The organism is Streptomyces sp. XY006, assembly GCF_002237655.1.
GTDB classification, from domain to species: Bacteria; Actinomycetota; Actinomycetes; order Streptomycetales; family Streptomycetaceae; genus Streptomyces; species Streptomyces levis.
In genome coordinates this window covers 25,631-42,351 of record NZ_NOKT01000038.1, presented here as the reverse complement: position 1 = coordinate 42,351, position 16,721 = coordinate 25,631, and the positions used below count along the sequence as shown (strand labels likewise).

The following is a 16,721-nucleotide window of genomic DNA, read 5'->3' as shown; positions in this document are numbered from 1 at the left end:
GGTACGTCACTTGCCAAGTCGGACGTGACCGCCGTCCGGTTGCCGTCCCGGGCCGAGGGTGGCGCAGATCACAGCCACGAGGATGCCGCCGAGGAGGAAGAGATAGGAGCCGCTCCCCGCGGCGAAGAGGAAGTCGCCCTCGGGGCGGCTGGCGGTGAGCAGGACGACGGAGAGCATCCAGCCGGCGGCGGCCGCGACGCCCCCGGAGCGGCTGCGAGTGAGGCGCGCGGCGCCCAGGACGAGCCCGGCCTCGCCGGCCAGCGCGAGGGTCAGGCCGCCCGGGAACCACCCGGGCTGTACGAGCGCCCCGGCCGTGCCGACGACGGCTCCGAGGACGACGAACCCCAGCAGGGCCGCGGCCCGTCCGGCGGACGGGGGCCGAATCGGCTGGGCGAGCATGGGGCCGCGGTCGCTCATGACGCCTCCCCGATCCCGGCGAACAGGTCCGTCTCCCGCGCACCCGCGCCCGGCTCGCCGCGCACCAGCTCGTAGTACTCGGTGGTGAGGATGGGCTGGGCGAGTTCGTTGGAGAGCACGAAGTAGGGCTCCGCCACGGTGATCTGGGTGGCGTGGGCGCGCATCGCGGCGGCCTTGGCGGCGGCGTGGGCGGTGCCGTCGATCACGGCGGTGATCCGCTCCTCGGGCACCACGCCCGGGACGTCGTCGACGGCGGCCGCCTTGGCGAAGGGCGTGCCGGGCAGCTCCTCCCGGAGCCGGGCGAAGGCCTCCTCCACCACGGGCCGGGGCATCCGGTTCCAGTAGATCTTGGGGATGTGCCAGCCGGTCTCGGCGGCCAGCTCCGCTGCGCGCATGGCGACGCGGTGGGCCTGGATGTGGTCGGGGTGGCCGTAGCCGCCGTTGTCGTCGTAGGTGACGAGGACCTGGGGGCGTACCTCGTGGATCACCTCGACGAGGTGGGCGGCGGCCTCGTCGACGTCGGCCTGCCAGAAGCAGCCGGGGTCGTCGTTGTCGGGCAGGCCCATCATCCCGGAGTCGCTGTAGCGCCCGGCGCCGCCGAGCAGGCGGACGTCGCGGACGCCGAGCAGGGACATGGCGGCGGCCAGCTCGCTGCGGCGGTGTTGGCCCAGGGCGGCGCCGGTCAGGTGCGCCAGCTCGGGCGGGATGACCTCGCCGCGTTCGCCGAGGGTGCACGTGACCAGGGTGACGTGGGCACCCTCGGCCGCGTACCGGGCCATGGTCGCGCCGTTGTTGATCGACTCGTCGTCCGGGTGCGCGTGCACCAGCAGCAGACGACGGCCGGGCTGTTCCGTCATGGGACCACCCTACGAGGTCCGGTGACGGTCAGAACTTGATGCTGCCGATCATGCCCGCGATGTTCGTCGTCAGCTCGCTGATCGTGGGAGCGACGGTCGAGGAGGCGAGATAGAAGCCCAGCAGCATGCAGACGATCGCATGCCCCGCCTTCAACCCTGACTTCTTGATCAGCAGGAAGACGATGATCGCCAGCAGCACCACCGCCGAAATCGAGAGTGCCACGGCGGCTCACCTCCAAAGATCCACAGGGGCGCGGGGGGTCGGACTATGGGGGCATTAAATCCGTACAGCAGCCAGCAGGTTCATACCCACTATGCGTCATTGATCATAACTATCCGTCCGTGCGCATCGATCGGCGCACGGCCGCACAAGGGGGCGCATGGCCAATATGGTCAGGGCATGACGACCGAGGCTGACTCCTTCCCCCGACGGCACGCCCGCACCCAGCGCTTCACGCTCGGCGCGCCGCGTTCGTTCACCGTGGCGCCCGACGGTTCCCGTGTCGTGTTCCTGCGCTCCGGCTCCGGTACGGACCGCGCGGCTTCGCTGTGGGTCCTCGACACGGAGGGCGGCGAGGAGCGCGTGGCCGCCGACCCGCGCGCCCTGCTGGGGGGTGCCTCGGAGGACCTGTCCGCCGAGGAGCGGGCACGGCGCGAGCGCAGCCGCGAGGGCGGCGCCGGCATCGTCGGCTATGCCACGGACACGGCCGTGGAACTGGCCTCTTTCGCCTTGTCAGGACGGCTGTTCACGGCGGAGCTGCGGGCCGGGACGGCGCGCGAGGTGGCCGTGCCCGGGCCGGTGATCGACCCGCGTCCGTCGCCCGACGGACGGCATCTCGCCTACGTCGCGCGGGGCGCCCTGCGCGTGGTGGGCGCCGAGGGCGGGGACGACCGGGCGCTGGCCGAACCGGACGCGGAGCACGTCTCGTTCGGCATGGCCGAGTTCATCGCGGCCGAGGAGATGGGGCGTTCGCGGGGCTTCTGGTGGGCTCCGGAGTCGGACCGGCTGCTGGTGGCGCGCGTGGACGACACGCCGGTGCAGCGGTGGTGGATCGCCGACCCGGCGCATCCCGACCGGGAGCCGCAGCGGGTGCCGTACCCGGCGGCGGGCACCGGCAACGCGGAGGTCCGGCTGTTCGTGATCGGTCTGGACGGGGTGCGCACGGAGGTCTCCTGGGACCGGGCGCGCTACCCGTATCTGGCGCATGTGCACTGGTCAGCGGCGGGCGCCCCGCTGCTGCTCGTCCAGTCGCGCGACCAGCGCGGCCAGCTGATCCTGGCCGTGGACCCGGACTCGGGCGCGACCCGGATGGTGCACGCCGACGAAGATCGAACATGGCTTGATCTTTTCCCCGGGGTGCCGTGCTGGAGCCCCTCCGGGCAGCTGGTCCGGATCGCGGACGAGGGCGGTGCGCGGGTGCTCGCGGTCGGGGACCGGCCGCTGACGGGGGCGCAGTTGCACGTCAGGGCGGTGCTGGACGTCTCCGACGACGACGTGCTGGTCTCGGCGTCGGCGGGCGAGGAGGCGGCGGAGGCGGAGACGGGCCAGGTGCACGTGTACCGGGTGAACGAGCTCGGCATGGAGCGGCTGTCGCCGGAGCCGGGCGTGCACGCGGCGGTGCGCGCCGGGGGCGTGACCGTGCTGGTGTCGTCGGTGCTCGACCGGGCGGGGGCGCGGGCACAGATTCTGCGCGACGGAAAACCGACCCTGACTGTCCGCTCGTACGCCGAAGATCCTGGTTTGTCCCCCCGCGTGACGCTCACCGAGGGGGGCGCACGCCGCATCCCGTGCGCCGTGCTTATGCCTCGGGACTACGCCGGTGACACCCCCCTGCCGGTGCTCCTCGACCCGTACGGGGGCCCGCACGGCCAGCGAGTGGTCGCGGCCCACAACGCGCACCTGACCTCCCAGTGGTTCGCGGACCAGGGCTTCGCGGTGGTGGTCGCCGACGGGCGCGGTACGCCGGGCCGCTCCCCCGCCTGGGAGAAGGCGATCCACCTCGACTTCACCGTCTCGCTGGACGACCAGGTGGAGGCGCTGGAGGACCTCGCGAAGCGGTACCCGCTGGACTTGTCCCGGGTGGCGATCCGCGGCTGGTCCTACGGCGGCTGGCTGGCCGGCCTGGCCGTGCTGCGCCGCCCGGACGTCTTCCACGCGGGGATCGCGGGCGCGCCGGTGACGGACTGGCGCCTGTACGACACCCACTACACCGAGCGCTACCTCGGCACCCCGCAGGAGCAGCCGGCCGCCTACGCCAAGAGCTCCCTGGTCACGGACGACGGCCTCGCCTCACCCGCCGAGCCCCACCGCCCCCTGATGATCGTGCACGGCCTCGCCGACGACAACGTCGTGGTCGCGCACGCCCTGCGCCTGTCCTCGGCCCTGCTGGCCGCCGGCCGCCCCCACGAGGTGCTGCCCCTGTCGGGCGTGACGCACATGACCCCGCAGGAGCAGGTCGCGGAGAACCTGCTGCTGCTCCAGGTCGACTTCCTGAAGCGCTCCCTCGGCGGCACGACCCCCTGAGCGCACGGCGACGGGCCGGGACGACATGGCGCGCCCCGGCCCGTCTACGGCACCCGCACGGCCGTACGCTGAACAGCCTGACGCGTCCGTATATCGGTATCGGGTCGGCGAAGTTGCCTGCGTGTTAACGCAGTTGCGGGGGTTTGCGGGGCTATGCACCCCCGGACGCCACGAGTTCCGCCTCGAAGCCGTCCGTGTTCACGAGATACGCCGCGTGGTGCCCGGGACCGCCCGCGTACGGGTAGCGGTCGGCGAAGAGGGGCGTCCAGCCGTGGCCGGGTGCCTCGGCGGCCAGGGCGTCGACCCTCGCCGGAGGGCCCGCGTGGAACGCCAGATGGTTGAGCCCGGGCCGCATGCGGTCGTGCCCGGCGGCGCTCAGCGCCGGCGACCGCTCGACGACGAGGTACGTCGGGCCGAGACGCCAGCTGCGGCCGTGCTCCCAGTCCTGGTACGGCGACCAGCCCAGGCGGCCGAGGAGCCAGCCCCACTCGCGGGCGGCCCGAGGCAGGTCGGGGACCCACAGTTCGACGTGGTGCAGCATGGCGGGAGCCTCCGATACGCCGGTTCCCGGCACCCCTGGTGGGATGCCGGGAACCGGAGCGGGGTGGATCAGGCCGCGTGGACCACGTCCTTCTCCTCCGCGAAGTGGCAGGCCGACTCGTGGGCCGCCGGGGTGTCCGAGCTCTGGAAGCGCTCCGGGACGGCCAGGAGGGGGACCTCCTCGGCGCACTTGTCCTGGGCCTTCCAGCAGCGCGTGCGGAAGCGGCAGCCCGAGGGCGGGTTGGCCGGGGACGGCACGTCGCCGGTGAGGATGATCCGCTCGCGGTGCGCGCGGGCCTCGGGGTCGGGCACCGGGACCGCCGACAGCAGCGCCTGGGTGTAGGGGTGCGTCGGGTGGTCGTAGATCTGCTCGTCGGTGCCGATCTCGGCCATCTTGCCGAGGTACATGACACCGACCCGGTCCGAGATGTGCCGGACGATCGACAGGTCGTGCGCGATGAAGATGTAGGAGAGGTTGAACTCGTCCTGCAGGCGCTCCATCAGGTTGATGACCTGTGCCTGGACGGACACGTCCAGGGCCGAGACCGGCTCGTCGCAGATGATGATCTCGGGGTTCAGGGCCAGGCCGCGGGCGATGCCGATGCGCTGGCGCTGACCGCCGGAGAACTGGTGCGGATAGCGGTTGATGTACTCCGGGTTCAGGCCGACCACGTCGAGGAGCTCCTGCACCCTGCGGCGCCGGTCGCCCTTCGGGGCCACCTCGGGGTGGATGTCGAACGGCTCCCCGATGATGTCGCCCACCGTCATACGGGGGTTGAGCGAGGTGTACGGGTCCTGGAACACCATCTGGATGTTGCGGCGGACCGCCTTCAGCGCACGCCCGGACAGCTTGGTGATGTCCTGGCCCTTGTAGAAGACCTCGCCCGCGGTCGCCTTCTCCAGCATCATCAGCAGCTTGGCGACCGTGGACTTGCCACAGCCGGACTCGCCGACGATGCCGAGCGTCTCGCCCTGGTAGAGGTCGAAGGACACACCGTCGACGGCCTTGACCGCTCCGACCTGCTTCTTGAACAGGATGCCCTGGGTGAGCGGGAAGTGCTTCACCAGGTTGCGCACCTGCAGGATCGGCTCGCCCCGCTCGACCGGCGCCTCGATGGCGGCGACCGCCTCCGTCTCGGAGGACGCGTCGACGACCTCGACCTCGGAGACGTTCGGCGTGGCGTCCTGCGGCTCGTCGGTCTTGCCGAGGTCAGCCATGGATCGTCTCCTTCCAGAAGTGGCACGCGCTGCCGCGGCCGACCAGCTCACTGCCGTCCCGCTCGGTGACGGGGTGCAGCGGCGGGATGTCCGTACGGCAGATGTCCTGCGCCATGGGGCATCGCGGGTTGAAGGCGCAACCGGACGGGATACGCGTCAGGTTGGGCGGCAGGCCCTTGATCGCGTAGAGGTCCTGGCCCTTCTGGTCCAGGCGCGGGATCGAGTCCAGCAGCCCCTTCGTGTACGGGTGCGCGGGGCGCTTGTACAGCTCGTGGACCGGGGCGCGCTCGACGATGCGCCCGGCGTACATCACGGCGATCTTGTCCGCGACGTCGGCGACCACGCCGAGGTCGTGGGTGATCAGGATGAGGCCCATGTTGTACTCGCGCTGCAACTCCGCGAGCAGGTCCATGACCTGGGCCTGGACCGTCACGTCGAGAGCCGTGGTGGGCTCGTCGGCGATGATCAGGTCCGGCTCCAGGGCGAGCGCCATGGCGATCATGATGCGCTGGCGCATACCGCCCGAGAACTGGTGCGGGTAGTCGTTGATCCGGGCCGCGGCGGCCGGGATCTTCACCCGGTCCATCAGCTCGATCGCCTTGGCCTTGGCTTCCTTCTTGGACATGCCCTGGTGCACGCGGAACATCTCGCCGAGCTGGTAGCCCACGGAGAGCACCGGGTTCAGCGAGGACAGCGCGTCCTGGAAGATCATCGCGATCTTGCGGCCGCGGATCTTCCGGCGCTCCTCGTCCGACATCTTCAGCATGTCCTGGCCGCGGAAGAGGATCTCCCCCTTGGGGATGCTCCCGGGCGGCATGTCGAGGATGCCCATGATCGCCTGCGCGGTGACGGACTTGCCGGAGCCGGACTCGCCGAGCACGGCCAGCGTCTCACCGGCGGCGACGGAGTAGTTGACGCCGTTGACGGCCTTGGCGACACCGTCGCGGGTGCGGAACTCCACGTGCAGGTCGCGGACTTCGAGCAGCGGGCGGCCCGTGTCCTCGGAACCGTCGGCCGCGGGACTGCCGGCCACTTCATCGATGATGGTCACGTACGCCTCCCTCAGCGCAGCTTGGGGTCGAGGGCGTTGCGTACCGCATCGCCGAACATCAGGAACGAGAGCACCGTGATCGAGACCATCACCGACGGGATGATCAGGGTGTGGGGGGCGATCCGGAGCTGCTCGCGTCCTCGGGCCACGTCGCCGCCCCAGGACACCGCCGTGTCACCGAGGCCCACGCCCAGGAAGGACAGGGTCGCCTCGGCCGCGATGTAGCCGCCGAGCGCGATCGTCGCCACGACGATGATGGGCGCGAGCGCGTTCGGCAGGATGTGCCGGAACAGGATCCGGGACGTCGAGGCACCGAGCGCCTTGGCGGCCACCACGTAGTCCGCCTGCTTGATGGTGATGACGGCACCGCGGGCGACTCGGGCGATCTGGGTCCAGCCCAGGAAGGCCAGGGCCATGATGACGACCCAGACGGTGCGGTCGTCGAAGGAGTTGAGCACCACCAGGGCACCGAGCAGGAACGGGATGCCGAGGAAGATGTCGGTCAGCCGCGACAGCAGGGTGTCGGTCCAGCCGCCGAAGTAGCCGGCGATCATGCCGATGACCGTGCCGAGGACGGTGACGGCGAGCGTGACACCCACACCGACGGTGATCGAGGCCCGGGCGCCGTAGACGACACGGGCGTAGATGGAACGGCCCTGGACGTCGTAGCCGAGCCAGTCCGGGGCGAAGAAGTGGCCCCAGTTCGGCTTGCCCAGGTAGTGCTTGGCCAGGTCGGCGTCGCGCGGCGAGGCGCTGGTGAACAACCCCGGCCAGAGCGACATCACGAGCAGGAACAGGATCAGCACGGCCGAGATCACGAACAGCGGGTTGCGCCGCAGGTCGTGCCAGGCGTCGGACCACAGGCTGCGCGCCTTGTCCGGAGCCGGTCCGGCGTCGGCCACGACGACGCCCGCGGTGCTCACGGTGTCACCGGGAAGGGCTTCGACCTTCTCAACGGTCTTGTCAGGCATACCGGATCCTCGGGTCCAGGACCGCGTAGAGCAGGTCGACGATCAGGCTGGCAGCGAGGTAGATGAGCACCATGAGCGAGGCGATGCCCACGACCGTGGCGCCCTCGCGCCGGCTGAGCGCCTCGTAGATCTCGACGCCGATACCCCGCACGTTGAAGATGCCCTCGGTCACGATGGCGCCGGTCATCAGGTTGCCGACCTCGATGCCGAGGAAGGTGACCACGGGGATGAGCGAGTTGCGCATCAGGTGGACACCGATCACGCGGCGGCGCGGCAGGCCCTTGGCCACGGCGGTGCGCATGTAGTCGGACCGCAGGTTCTCCGCGATCGACGTACGGGTCAGCCGGGCGACGTAGGCGAGCGACAGCGACGCCAGCACGGTGGCGGGCAGCGCGAGCTGCGCGAAGTCCGTCGAGTCGGTCACGGTCGGGGTGGTGATGGACCACTTGAACGCGAACAGGTACTGCAGCAGGAAGCCCAGCACGAAGGACGGCATCGACACGAGGACCAGCGTCAGCGTCAGCAGTCCGCGGTCGCGCAGCGTGTCGGGGCGCAGACCGGCGACGATGCCGAGGCCGATGCCCACGAGCGTGACGAAGGTGAAGGCGAAGATCGTCAGTCTGATGGTCACCGGGAACGCGTCGGTGATGATGTCGGCGATGGGCCGCTGACTGGCGATCTGCGTACCGAAGTCCCCCTGCAACAGGTTGGTCATGTAGTTGACGTACTGCTGCAGGAGCGGCTGGTCGAGGCCGAGTTCCTTCTTGATGCCAGCGACCACCGTCGGGTCGTACGCCTGATCCCCCATCATCGCCCGGACGGGATCGCCGGGCAGGGCGTACATCATGCAAAAGATGATCAAGGTTGACCCGATGAACACCGGGATCATCTGGAGCAGTCGTCGTGCGACATAGCGCCCCATAGGTGCCTCCGTGAGGGGTTAACGCAGGTACGGGGGCCGTCTCCGATCGGCGAGACGGCCCCCCGTACCTCCCACCGCCGCCGGAGCGGCGGCGGGTCTACGGCCGAGTGGGAAGAGCCCTGCGGGCTCCTCTTACTTGGTGGTGACGGCCCACACTTCGAGGTCACCGTGGAAGTCGACGTTCACGTTGTCGACGTTCTTACCGTGGCCGCCGTTGATGCGGTAGTACCAGAGCGGGATGGCCGGCATGTGGTCGACCAGCTTCTTCTCGACCTCCTGGAAGGCCTTCACCGACTCCTCAAGGGACTTGGCGTTGTCCGCCTTGTTCATCAGGCCGTCGATCTCCTTGTTGGAGAAGCGGCCGTTGTTCGCCTCGGCGGTGGTGTGGTACAGCTCCTTCATGAAGTTGGCGTTGACCGGGTAGTCGGCGACCCAGCCACCGCGGTACATGCCCTTCACCTGGTCGTTGTCACGGGCCTCGAGGTCCGTGGCGAAGTCCGGCTTGGGGTCGCCGACGCAGTCGACACCGGTGGCCTTGCGGATGGACTCGCAGACCGCGGTCACCCACTCCTTGTGCCCACCGTCGGTGTTGTACTGGACGGTGAACTTGTTGCCCGGAACGCCACCGCCCTCCTTGATGAGCTGCTTGGCCTTCGTCGGGTTGTACGTGAACACGTCGGTGTCCAGGTTCTGGTAACCCTTGACGCCGGGGGGCGTGAAGCCCTTGGCCGGGGTGCGGGTGTTGTTCAGAACCGTCTTGGTGATCGTGTCGCGGTCGATCGCCATCGACAGACCCTGCAGGACCTTCGGGTCGATGTCCTTGAAGGTCTTGGAGTAGAACGCCGGGGTCAGCGTCTGGATGGCCGCGTACGGCTGCTCGATGGCACCGTCGCCCAGGTCCTGCTTGTACTTGGGCAGGTCCGTCGGGCCGACCTGGCGGATCATGTCCAGGTTGCCGGAGACGACGTCCTTGTACGCGGCCTCGAGGGTCGTGTACGCCTTGAACTGGACGCCCTTGTTCTTGGCCTTGTTCGGGCCCTGGTACTCGTCCCAGGCCTTGACCTGGATGAGCTTCTTGTGGTCCCACTTCTCGAACTTGTAGGGACCGTTGCCGACCGGCTTCTGGCCGAAGGCCTTCGGGTCGTCGTAGAAGACCTTGGGCAGCGGGGCCCAGGTGGTGTAGCCGAGCTTGTAGTTGAAGTACGGCATCGTGTACTTCAGCTCGATGGTGAAGGTGTGGTCGTCCACGGCCTTCAGACCGGACATGGTCTCGGCCTTCGGGTCACCCTTCTCCGGGTGGACATCGTCGTAACCCTTGATGTCCTGGAACCAGAAGGAGTTCTGCTGGTTGTTCTTGATGTTGGCGTACCAGTTCCAAGCGTCGATGTACGACTTGGAGGTGACTTCTTCGCCGTTGTGGAACTTCCAGCCCTTCTTGAGCTTGACCGTCCACGTCTTGGAGTCGTCCGAGGTGACCGACTCGGCGTTCGTGTAGACGATCTCACCCTTGGCGTCGAAGTCCAGCAGCTGGGTGAAGAGCGACTGGATGACGTACGAGCCGTTGCTCTCGTTCGTGTCGGCCGGGATCAGCGGCTTCTGCGGCTCACCGACGTCGATCGAGACGTAACCGGCAGGTCCGGAACCCTTGCTCTTGCTCTCACCATCACCGTCGCCGCCGCAGGCGGTGGCGGCCAGGGCGACGACTATCGCCCCCGCGACCCACTTGGCGCTCTTGGCACCGCGCATGGGTTCCTCCTAAGAAGTCATTGGTTCACCGCAAAGGGAGCACAGACAGACCACCGCCACCGCCCGTCGCCGGTGCCGGAAATCGTCAGGTGCCCCCGCGCTCGTGAGTCGGCGCCGCTGCCGGCGAGTGACCCTTCATCCGAGCTCTACGCGCCTAACTATCTGCCAAACACCAGGACCGAACCACACTCTCGAGGTCTCGGTTCGATCACAGCTCGCGTATACATCTTCCAAAATCCGGACAAAGGGTTTGGTGAAAGATCCCTGCGAAACGGACTTGTTACACATCTATCGGTGGAGACCGTCCGTATTCCGGACGCGAGAGTGAGAAAAACCGCTTGCGGTCGCCGAGGCGTCCGTGCAGGGTGCCGACGGTGGCCGTGGCGCGCTCAAGAGGCGGTCGCCGCAAGGCTGTTCCCGGCCAGGAGGCAGGGCAGAGCGAGGCGTTCCGCAGCAGGGTAGTGGGAGCGGGCCGTTCCGGACGGCGGCGCCGGGCAAATCGAGGGTTTTCCCTACCCCTCCCCTGGGCGTTGCTCCCCCTTCACCGGGCGGCCGGCGAGCGGCCGCACCAGCGGCTGGAAACAGCACCGGGCACCCCGCGCGTGCGGGGTGCCCGGTGCTGTGCGTACGGGGCGCGTCAGCCGTGCTTGGCGCGGCTGGCGGCGCGGGCGCGCTCGCGGGCGTCCAGGTTCACCTTGCGGATGCGCACGGCCTCCGGGGTGACCTCGACGCACTCGTCGTCGCGGCAGAACTCCAGGGACTGCTCCAGCGACAGCTTGCGGGGCGGGACGATCGACTCGGTCACATCGGCCGTCGAGGACCGCATGTTCGTGAGCTTCTTCTCCTTGGTGATGTTGACGTCCATGTCGTCGGCGCGGGAGTTCTCGCCGACGATCATGCCCTCGTACACCTCGGTGCCCGGCTCCACGAAGAGCACGCCGCGCTCCTGGAGGTTGGTCATCGCGAAGGCGGTGACCGCGCCGGAGCGGTCGGCGACCAGGGAGCCGTTGTTACGGGTCTGGAGCGTGCCGAACCAGGGCTCGAAGCCCTCGTGGATGGAGTGGGCGATGCCCGTGCCGCGGGTCTGGGTCAGGAACTCGGTCCGGAAGCCGATCAGGCCGCGGGAGGGCACGACGAACTCCATGCGGACCCAGCCGGAGCCGTGGTTGGACATGTTGTCCATGCGGCCCTTGCGGACGCCCATGAGCTGCGTGACGGCGCCCATGTGCTCCTCGGGCACGTCGACGGTCATGCGCTCGACGGGCTCGTACGTCTTGCCGTCGATCTCCCGGGTGACCACCTGCGGCTTGCCGACGGTCAGCTCGTAGCCCTCGCGGCGCATGGTCTCGACGAGGATGGCCAGCGCCAGCTCGCCGCGGCCCTGCACCTCCCAGGCGTCGGGGCGCTCGGTCTCCAGGACGCGGAGCGAGACGTTGCCGATCAGCTCGCGGTCCAGGCGGTCCTTGACCTGGCGGGCGGTGACCTTGCGGTCCTTGACCGCCGCCTTGTTGTCGGCGCCCTTGCCGGTGGCGCCACGGCCGACCAGCGGGGAGGTGTTGGTGCCGATGACCATGGAGATCGCCGGCTCGTCGACGGTGATCAGCGGCAGGGCGACCGGGTTCTCCGGGTCGGCCAGGGTCTCGCCGATCATGATGTCCGGGATACCGGCGACGGCGCAGATGTCACCGGGGCCGGCCTTCTCGGCGGGCTTGCGCGTGAGCGCCTCGGTCATCATCAGCTCGGAGATGCGCACGTTCTGGACGGACCCGTCGCGCTTCATCCACGCGACCGTCTGGCCCTTCTTCAGCTCGCCCTGCTGGACGCGCAGCAGCGCGATGCGGCCGAGGAAGTTGTCGGCGTCCAGGTTCGTCACGTGCGCCTGGAGCGGGGCCGACTCGTCGTAGGTCGGGGCGGGGATGTGCTCCAGGATCGTCGAGAAGAACGGCTCCAGGCTGGTGGAGTCGCCCGGGACGGTGCCGTCGGCCGGCTTGGTCAGGGAGGCGACGCCGTCACGGCCGCAGGCGTAGACGATCGGGAACTCGATCTGGTCCTCGTCGGCGTCCAGGTCGAGGAAGAGGTCGTACGTCTCGTTGACGACCTCGTCGATGCGGGAGTCGGGGCGGTCCGTCTTGTTGATGCAGAGGATGACGGGCAGCCGCTGCTGGAGCGCCTTGCGCAGCACGAAGCGGGTCTGCGGGAGCGGGCCCTCGGAGGCGTCCACGAGCAGGACGACGCCGTCGACCATCGACAGACCGCGCTCGACCTCGCCGCCGAAGTCGGCGTGGCCGGGGGTGTCGATGATGTTGATGGTGATCGGGTCCCCGCCGTCCTTGGGGTGGTACTTCACCGCCGTGTTCTTGGCGAGGATCGTGATGCCCTTCTCACGCTCCAGGTCGTTCGAGTCCATCATGCGGTCGTCGACCGAGTCGAGCTGGTGCGCGGCGAAGGCGCCGGCCTGCTTCAGCATGCCGTCGACGATGGTGGTCTTGCCGTGGTCGACGTGGGCGACGATGGCGACGTTGCGGATGTCGTGGCGCGTGGCCATAAAAGGCGTACTCCCGGAGTAGTGAATGCCCTGCGCGTACGTCGGTGGTGCGCGGGCCCTGCCGGGCTCAACATGCCACGGCCTCACCCCATGGTACGGGGCTACGGCGGCAGGGGTTAGCCGGGCCATGTCTGCGCAGGTCAGGCCGTTCTCAGGAGCGCCGGGCCACCTCTCGGGCCGGCCGCTCGGGTCGCAGACACCGGCCAGCCGGACCCGCTCGGCCCCGGCCCCGTCACCGGCGCCGGGCGCGGAACGGCAAGGCGTTCGAGCGTCCCCGGAGCTACGGAGCGGTGGAGCCCTTCGCCGAGGAGCCCGCGGCCGGCTTGGCGCCCTTCTTCAGGAAGCCCATGTCCTCGTAGACCGGGGTGGCCAGGCCGAAGGCGCCGGTGTTGGCCAGGTTCTTGCGGGCCGCGAGGAGCTGCGGGCGCTGAAAGAGGGGGATGGAGCCGGCCGCCGCCCAGATACGGGAGTCGGCCTTGCGGATGAGGGAGCGGGACTTGCCCTCGTCGAGCGTGGCCACGGCCTCGTCGAAGAGCTGGTCGACCTGGTCGGTGCCGACGCGGGTGTAGTTCTGCTCGACGCTCAGGGAGCCGTCGGCGGCCGGGACCGGCTTGGCGTAGACGGGGCGGGCGTCGGTGGCGGGGTAGGCCGTGGCGGGCCAGGAGTACAGGGCCAGGTCGTACTGGCCTGAGGCGATGTGGTCCTTGAAGTAGGACTCGTCGGAGACCTTGGAGATCTCCGTGCCGATGCCGACGCGCTGCAGCATGCGCGTGATCCGGTCGGCGACCGTGCGCAGCGTCTGGGAGCCCGGCCCGGAGGGGAGCACGAAGCGGAGTGTGAGCGCCTTGCCGTTCTTGGCGAACGGGGCGGCCTCCTGGTTCGCCGGGGCGGCGGTGCCCTGCGGGGCGTACGCACCGGGGGCGCCGCCCGGGTGCGGGTGCTTGTACTGCTTGCCGTCCTGGGCGAGCCGGCCGGCCGGGTCCTGCCCGAGGGCCTTGTCGTCCTCGTCCGCGCCGGAGGAGCCAGCCGCCTGCTCGCCCTCGCCGCCCGCGGCCTTCTCCGTCTTCTCCTCGTCCTTCTTCTGCTCCTTGACGGGGCCGCCGCGCACCCAGCCGGCGTCCGCGAGCAGGGCCTGGGCCTCCTCGGTGTCCTGGCCGCCGAGGGCGCCGCTGTTGTCGGCGTAGGCGGCCTGGCCGGACAGGGCCAGGTGGCTGCCGACCGGGACGGCGGGCAGGCCCAGGGGCTTGAGGACGGCCTCGGCGAGTTCCTCGCGGTCCAGGGCGCGGGCGACGGCCCTGCGGACGCGCTCGTCGGCCAGGGGGCCCTCGGCGCCGTTCAGGGCGAGCTGGGTGAAGGCCGGCTCCAGGGACTTGCGGACCTCGAAGCCGCGCAGGGCCTGCTGCCGGCGGGCGTACGTGGCGGCGGCCTTGCGCAGCTTCTTGCGGGCGACGGTCTCCTCGTCGGCCGCGTCCTCGTCGCTGCCGTTGGCCACGGCCCAGGAGTGCAGGTCGTCCGCCGCCGACCGGTCGGCGCCCGGGCCCATCACGGGGCTGCTGGAGCTCTGCGGGCGGGCGGCCAGGGTGATGCGGCGGGCCGCCGCCGGGTCGACCTCGGCCAGGTCGAGGGTGCCGGCGGCCAGCTCGGCGGCCCGCTTGTCGCGCGGGACGGTGCGCAGCTCGATCGTGGAGAGCTTGGCGGGCTCGCCCCACCAGCGAGGGTTGCGGGCCAGCGTGATCCGGTCGTTCTCGGTGTCGACCTTCTTCACCAGGAAGGGACCGGCGGTGACCTTCAGCTTCTTGCGGGCGCCGTCGTTGAAGGAGTCCGGGGTGCCCATGACGTCCTTCGGGTACAGCGGGGAGAACAGTGAGCGCCAGTCGGCGTAGGGGCGGCTGAAGGTGACCCGGACCTCCAGGGCGCTGTCGCCGCGCTCGATCTTCTGGATGCGGTCGTAGCCGGCGTTGCGGGCGGTCCAGTAGGCGGTGTCCTTGCCGGACAGGGCGCGCCACTGGGCGGCGAAGTCGGCCGCGCCGATCTCCCGGCCGTCGCTCCAGACGGCCTGCTGGTCGAGCTTGTACAGCACCACCTGCTTGGGCTCGGTCTCGACGACCTTCGCGGACTCCAGGTAGGCGGGGTGGCGCTCGGGGCGGCCGGAGGCGTCCATGCGGAACATCGAGGGCAGGACGGCCTGGGCGACGCGGGTGGTGGTGGCGTCGGCGTCGGACTGGAAGGTGTTCAGCGTGTCCGGCACGGAGTCGACGGCCCAGCGCAGGGTGCCGCCGTCGGCGATCTTGTCCCGGGAGGCCGGCTGGATGTCCGGGGCGGCGAGCGGCTTGCCGGCCGGGTCGTCGGAACCGCATCCGGCGAGCGCGGGCACCGCGAGCACGCCCGCGGTGAGGAAAGCGACCGAGCGGGTTACCGCACGCGGGCCGACGCCGTGCTGGGACATCTGTGCTACCTCCGGGAAGCCGCGGGCGTTATGATCACTTTTGGCGGTATTTGGAGTTCATCTGATGTACGCGGCCACTGAAGAGGAAAGGGTTCGGCAACACAGGGCGACACGGCGGTCACGAACGGGAAGCCACCCATGCGGCCCAACGCACCGCTCGGTGCACCCACACGCCTCGGCCAATCGATGCACATCCCTTCACAGCACAAGGTGTGACGCGCAACACTCGCAGGCGCATGAACGTTGCCGCCTTGGGCCGTGAAGGACCCGTGGAAGTGAGGGCAAGTCATGTCCGTTCACGACGAACTGACCTCGGTCCAGCGCTCTCTCGACGACCTGTTCCGGTCGCTGGGGCGTCTGGAGAAGCAGCTCGGCACCGGCGGCCTGGAGATGCGCCGCGTCCGGGCCGACGCCAACCACCTGCGCGAGAGCCTCGCCCTGCTGCGTGAGGCCGCCGCGTCACCGGCCGCGCCGAAGCGCCCCGAGCTCGTCACGATCTCGGACGCGCCGTACGACCCGTCGCTGTGGGTCGACTCGGACGACGAGGGGCTGGGCGCCCGGGACCGGCGCGCTCCCTGACCGGGAGGGCGTCGAGCGACCGGCACCTCCCCTGAACCCGACCGGAGTCGTCACGTGGCCACTGGTACGGAACCTCCCGCCACCGATCCCCTTCCCGGCAGCGGCGGCGTACGGGCGGGTACGCGCGCCGCGATCGCCGCCCCGCACCTGCGCACCGACCGCTGGTGGCTCGCCCCGGCCTGCACGGTCGCGGGCCTGCTGGCCTTCATCGTCTACTCGACCTGGCGGGCCTTCGCGAACGCCGACTACTACGCGGCGCCGTACGTCTCGCCCTTCTACTCCCCCTGCCTGGCGGAGAACTGCGAGCCGATGAAGGCCGGCCCCAACTGGGAGATCTTCGGACCCTGGTGGGGCATCTCGCCCGCGATCATCATCCTGATCTTCCCGCTGGGCTTCCGGCTGACCTGCTACTACTACCGCAAGGCCTACTACCGGGGCTTCTGGGCGTCCCCGCCGGCCTGCGCGGTGGCCGAGCCGCACAGGAAGTACACCGGCGAGACCCGCTTCCCGCTGATCCTGCAGAACATCCACCGGTACTTCTTCTACGCGGCACTCCTCGTCGCCGGCATCCTCACCTACGACACCGTGCTCGCCTTCCGCGACGAGAACTACGCCTGGGGCCACATGGGCCTCGGCACCCTCGTGTTCCTGGTCAACATCGTGCTGATCTGGGCGTACACGATCTCCTGCCACTCCTGCCGGCACATCGTCGGCGGCAAGCTCAGGCACTTCTCCCGGCATCCCGTGCGCTACCGCATGTGGCAGTGGGCGGGGAAGCTCAACGCCCGGCACATGCAGCTCGCCTGGGCGTCGCTGGTGAGCGTGGCGCTCGCCGACTTCTACGTCTACCTGGTCGCGTCCGGTGCCTTCGACGATCCGCGATTCTTCTGATGAGTGAGGCGTTC

14 protein-coding genes are annotated in these 16,721 nt (G+C 69.7%); 3 read left to right on the top strand and 11 right to left on the bottom strand.

What is annotated here, in order from left to right; all coding sequences use genetic code 11:
* Nucleotides 1–6 precede the first annotated feature (6 nt).
* The 3 genes from CHR28_RS33045 to CHR28_RS33035 are packed head-to-tail and all read right to left on the bottom strand — an operon-like array spanning nucleotide 7 to nucleotide 1,497.
* Nucleotides 7–417, bottom strand: a complete 411-nt coding sequence (locus tag CHR28_RS33045) for a DUF6113 family protein (RefSeq protein WP_094057414.1) — start codon at nucleotides 415–417, stop codon at nucleotides 7–9.
* On the bottom strand, nucleotides 414–1,274 hold the full coding sequence (gene mshB, locus CHR28_RS33040; protein ID WP_094057413.1) for an N-acetyl-1-D-myo-inositol-2-amino-2-deoxy-alpha-D-glucopyranoside deacetylase: 861 nt from the start codon (nucleotides 1,272–1,274) through the stop codon (nucleotides 414–416). Before mshB ends, CHR28_RS33045 begins: the two co-directional genes overlap by 4 nt.
* A 28-nt stretch (nucleotides 1,275–1,302) precedes the next feature.
* The gene (locus tag CHR28_RS33035; protein ID WP_003992731.1) at nucleotides 1,303–1,497 is read right to left on the bottom strand and encodes a hypothetical protein; all 195 of its coding nucleotides are present in this window, start codon (nucleotides 1,495–1,497) and stop codon (nucleotides 1,303–1,305) included.
* A 177-nt stretch (nucleotides 1,498–1,674) separates the two neighbouring features.
* Between CHR28_RS33035 and CHR28_RS33030 the strand changes: the two genes are divergently transcribed.
* Nucleotides 1,675–3,798, top strand: coding sequence for a S9 family peptidase (locus CHR28_RS33030; protein WP_094057412.1), 2,124 nt, complete (start codon nucleotides 1,675–1,677; stop codon nucleotides 3,796–3,798).
* A 151-nt stretch (nucleotides 3,799–3,949) separates the two neighbouring features.
* On the opposite strand, the gene CHR28_RS33025 is transcribed toward CHR28_RS33030, so the two are convergent.
* From CHR28_RS33025 to CHR28_RS32990, 8 genes are all read right to left on the bottom strand, one after another.
* Nucleotides 3,950–4,339, bottom strand: a complete 390-nt coding sequence (locus CHR28_RS33025; protein ID WP_094057411.1) for a VOC family protein — start codon at nucleotides 4,337–4,339, stop codon at nucleotides 3,950–3,952.
* 68 nt (nucleotides 4,340–4,407) lie between these two features.
* Nucleotides 4,408–5,556, bottom strand: coding sequence for an ABC transporter ATP-binding protein (locus tag CHR28_RS33020; protein ID WP_094057410.1), 1,149 nt, complete (start codon nucleotides 5,554–5,556; stop codon nucleotides 4,408–4,410).
* Nucleotides 5,549–6,607 carry an ABC transporter ATP-binding protein gene (locus CHR28_RS33015; protein WP_094057409.1) on the bottom strand — a complete coding sequence of 353 codons (1,059 nt, stop codon included), beginning with the start codon at nucleotides 6,605–6,607 and terminating at the stop codon, nucleotides 5,549–5,551. Before CHR28_RS33015 ends, CHR28_RS33020 begins: the two co-directional genes overlap by 8 nt.
* An 11-nt stretch (nucleotides 6,608–6,618) precedes the next feature.
* Complete coding sequence (locus CHR28_RS33010) at nucleotides 6,619–7,578, bottom strand: ABC transporter permease (RefSeq protein WP_094057408.1); 960 nt, start codon at nucleotides 7,576–7,578, stop codon at nucleotides 6,619–6,621.
* A complete protein-coding gene (locus tag CHR28_RS33005) occupies nucleotides 7,571–8,500 on the bottom strand; it encodes an ABC transporter permease (RefSeq protein WP_094057407.1) in 930 nt (309 codons plus the stop codon). Before CHR28_RS33005 ends, CHR28_RS33010 begins: the two co-directional genes overlap by 8 nt.
* Before the next feature lie 132 nt (nucleotides 8,501–8,632).
* Nucleotides 8,633–10,246 carry a peptide ABC transporter substrate-binding protein gene (locus tag CHR28_RS33000; RefSeq protein ID WP_094057406.1) on the bottom strand — a complete coding sequence of 538 codons (1,614 nt, stop codon included), beginning with the start codon at nucleotides 10,244–10,246 and terminating at the stop codon, nucleotides 8,633–8,635.
* A 637-nt stretch (nucleotides 10,247–10,883) separates the two neighbouring features.
* Nucleotides 10,884–12,791, bottom strand: coding sequence for a translational GTPase TypA (gene typA / locus CHR28_RS32995; RefSeq protein ID WP_094057405.1), 1,908 nt, complete (start codon nucleotides 12,789–12,791; stop codon nucleotides 10,884–10,886).
* 280 nt (nucleotides 12,792–13,071) lie between these two features.
* Entirely contained in the window at nucleotides 13,072–15,237 is a 2,166-nt protein-coding gene (locus CHR28_RS32990) for an ABC transporter family substrate-binding protein (RefSeq protein WP_094057404.1), read from the bottom strand.
* Between the two features lie 288 nt (nucleotides 15,238–15,525).
* On the opposite strand from CHR28_RS32990, the gene CHR28_RS32985 reads away from it, so the two are divergent.
* Nucleotides 15,526–15,816, top strand: coding sequence for a hypothetical protein (locus CHR28_RS32985; RefSeq protein WP_094057403.1), 291 nt, complete (start codon nucleotides 15,526–15,528; stop codon nucleotides 15,814–15,816).
* Between the two features lie 54 nt (nucleotides 15,817–15,870).
* A complete protein-coding gene (locus CHR28_RS32980) occupies nucleotides 15,871–16,707 on the top strand; it encodes a hypothetical protein (RefSeq protein WP_094057402.1) in 837 nt (278 codons plus the stop codon).
* The last annotated feature ends 14 nt before the right edge of the window (nucleotides 16,708–16,721 follow it).